Annotated in this window: 1 protein-coding gene and 1 pseudogene; both read right to left on the bottom strand. The window is 69.4% G+C overall.

Features of this window, described 5'->3' with window-relative positions:
• A pseudogene (locus ACWCO3_RS33360) lies at nt 1-133 on the bottom strand (glyoxalase/bleomycin resistance/dioxygenase family protein); the annotation flags it as partial.
• Between the two features lie 12 nt (nt 134-145).
• Complete coding sequence (locus tag ACWCO3_RS33355; protein ID WP_450013922.1) at nt 146-3,013, bottom strand: ricin-type beta-trefoil lectin domain protein; 2,868 nt, start codon at nt 3,011-3,013, stop codon at nt 146-148.
• Between the last annotated feature and the right edge of the window lie 25 nt (nt 3,014-3,038).

Below are 3,038 nucleotides of genomic sequence, written 5' to 3'. Positions count from 1 at the left end.
CCTCAAGGAGCACGAGCTTGAGTGGCGGGTTCTCGATGGCGAAGTTGGCGTAGCCGGGGCGGCGCTTGGCCGGCTCGACGCCGAACAGCTTGGCGAATGGCGCGTCTGCGCATGGGAGCTCCTTGTGGGACAGGGGACGGGCGGGTCACGGCAGGATCCAGTTCTGCGCCGCGGTGCCGTTGCACTCGTAGATCTGCAACTGCCGTCCGTTCGTCGGCGTGGACGCGGGGATGTCCAGGCAGCGGTTGGCCTGCGGGTTGCGCAGGCTGCCGTTGGGGCCGGGCACCCACTGCTGGGCTCCGGTGTTGTTGCACGTCCACAGGTGGATCAGCGTGCCGTTGGTGGTGCCGCTGGACTGGACGTCCAGGCACTTGCCCCGGTTGCGGATGGTGCCGTCGCCGGGCAGCGTCCACTGCTGGTTAGCCTCGCCGACGATGCAGTCCCACATCTGGACGCGGGTGCCGTCGGCGGTTCCACCGGCGTTGACGTCGACGCACTTGCCCATGCCCCGGATCGTGCCGGTGCGGGGGCCGCCCGTCGGGGTGCTCACCCCCGCACCGGTGAACGTGTAGCTGTCCAGGTCGAGCAGGGCGCCTCCGCTGCCGCCGGTGAACACGACGTACAGGTCGTGGGTGTTGTCGTCGGGCTTGGTGACCGACGCGCTGATCTCGGTGTAGTTGTCCCAGCCGCCGGTGTTGGGCACTGTCACCCGGGCGATCTCCGGGCCGGTGGGGGAGTCGTACCGGAAGGAGGCGACGTTGCCGGCCTTGTCCGAGGACACGCGGGCCCGGACCCCGGTGATGCCCTTCAGGCTCACCCCGTGGTGCCGGACGTACTCGCCGTTCTGGATGTCACCGAGCCGCCGCCCGCCCTCGGCGCCGCTCGCGTTGATGACCTGGGGACCGTGCAGCGAGACGTAGTGTTCGGCCTGCCACTGCTTGGGCCAGAGGGTGACGTCCTTCTCCGCGGTGAGCGGTACGGCCCCGGCCGCACCCCGGTCGGTGTAGCCGGCGCGCAGCAGGAAGAAGAGCACCGAGTCGGGTCCCGCGTGCACCGGCCCGGTGTTGACGGTGAAGCCGCACCCGGTGCCCTGGCCCTCCTCGTGCGCGTGCTCCTGATGGCCCAGGGCCGCCCGGATCGTCACGTTCGCGCACGCGATGGTGCCGTCCTGGGCGTCGGTGGCGGTGGCGGTGGCGGTCAGGTTCTCGTCCCAGGAGAACAGCCCACCGTTGGGGATGCCGTTGAGCGAGACGGTGGGCCGGTTGTTGCCCACCACGACCGCGATCTGCGTGGTGCCGGAGCGGCCGGTCCCGTCGGACACCGTGAGCCGGGCCCGCTTGTCGCCGTTGCTGGCATACGTGTAGGTGGGATTCGCGGCGGTGGAGTCGACGGTGCCGTTGCTGTCGAAGTCCCACGCGTAGGTCAGCGGGTCGCCGTCCGGGTCGGTGCTGCCGGCGCTGGAGAAGCTGACGGTCAGCGGGCTGAGGCCGTTGTCGGGCGTGGCGGACGCGACGGCGGTCGGGGATCGTCCACCGGCCACGTAGTTGATTTTGTACAGCCCGGCAGCGGCGTCGCCGGAGAAGTAGCCGTTGCCGTACTCCAGCAGGTAGAGCGAGCCGTCCGGCCCGAACTCCATGTCGATCGGGTGGACGAACGACATCCCGGCCAGCACCGGCTCGATGACCGTCGGGTTTCCGGTGCGGGCGTTGCCGTTGTCGAACTGGACCTCCTTGATCCAGTTACGGCAGTACTCGGTGATCAGCAGCTTGTTGTCGTAGTACGCCGGCCACTTCACGTCGGAGACCAGGTTGGGGTCGTAGTGGTAGACCTCGGCGTGGTTGGGCGAGCCACAGCCGCCCGGGCTGTCCAGGGCGGGCCACTCCCTGCTGCCGCCGTGCTGCTCCCAGACCAGCGCACCCCGGGTCGGCGGTAGCTGCTGGAGGCCGGTGTTGCGTGGCGAGTTGTTCACCGGGCCGGTGCTGCCGCCGCACGGGAACCAGCCGCGCGGCGAGTTGGTGGCGAAGTCCCAGTCGTTGTAGGCGACGTTGGGCCCGCCGCAGTACGGCCAACCGTGGTTGCCCGGCGCGGTGGCCCGGTTCCACTCGTCGTACGCCGCCGGCCCCCGGTTGGCGATCGTCGCGCCCGCGTCCGGCCCGACCTCGCCCCAGTAGAGGGTGTTGCTGTTCTTCCGGTCCACCCAGACCCGGTACGGGTTGCGCACCCCCATCACGTAGATCTCCGGACGGGTGCCGCTCGTGCCCGAGGCGAACAGGTTTCCGGTCGGGACGGTGTACGTGCCGTTGTCCTCCGGGTGGATACGGTTGATCTTCCCGCGCAGGTCGTTGGTGTTGCCCGAGGTCCGCTGCGCGTCGTACTGGGCGTCGCGGCTGGTCCGCTCGTCGATCGGCGCCATCCCCGCCGAGTCCCCGCCGGAATTGGTGTTGTCACCGACGGCGAAGTAGAGGTTCTCGTTGCTGTCCCAGGTCATCGACCCGGCCGAGTGGCAGCAGAGCCGACGTTCGGTCGGCCACTCGATGAGCCGCGTCTCGCTGGCCGCATCGAGCACCAACGTGCTCGGGTTGAAGGTGAACCGTGAGATGCGGTTGACCAGTGGTGTCCCGGCCGGTGAGTAGAACAGGTACACCCAGCGGTTCGTGGCGAACCTCGGGTGCGCGGTGATGCCGATCAGGCCGTCCTCGAAGCGGGCGTCCAGTTGCAGTGTCAGCGCGACGGTGGTGGCGCGGGTGGTGGGGTTGTAGAGGCGGACCTGTCCACCGCCGGAACTGGTTCCCCGGTTGATGTAGAGCACCTTGCCGTCGGGGAGGACGGACAACTCGATCGGCTCTCCCATGGAGAGACCGCCGTCGAGCTTGATCTTCTCGAACTGGGTGGTAGCGGGTGGTGCCGCCGCCGCGGGTGGTGCCGCGACGGTGACCCCGACGATGATCGGCAGGAGGCTGGCGAGGATGGCCAGGACGACGGCCGCGGTGAGGCGCGGACGTGGTGTGCGCATGGCGGACTCCCGGGTTGGGGGCGGG

It is taken from the genome of Micromonospora sp. NPDC002411 (assembly GCF_053592955.1).
Note: the sequence above shows the minus strand (reverse complement) of the source record. Positions and strands in the feature narration are given on the sequence as shown.

Excerpts from the sequence above, each read along its gene's own strand:
- ACWCO3_RS33355 (WP_450013922.1), bottom strand. The coding sequence starts at position 3,013 with ATGCGCACACCACGTCCGCGCCTCACCGCGGCCGTCGTCCTGGCCATC.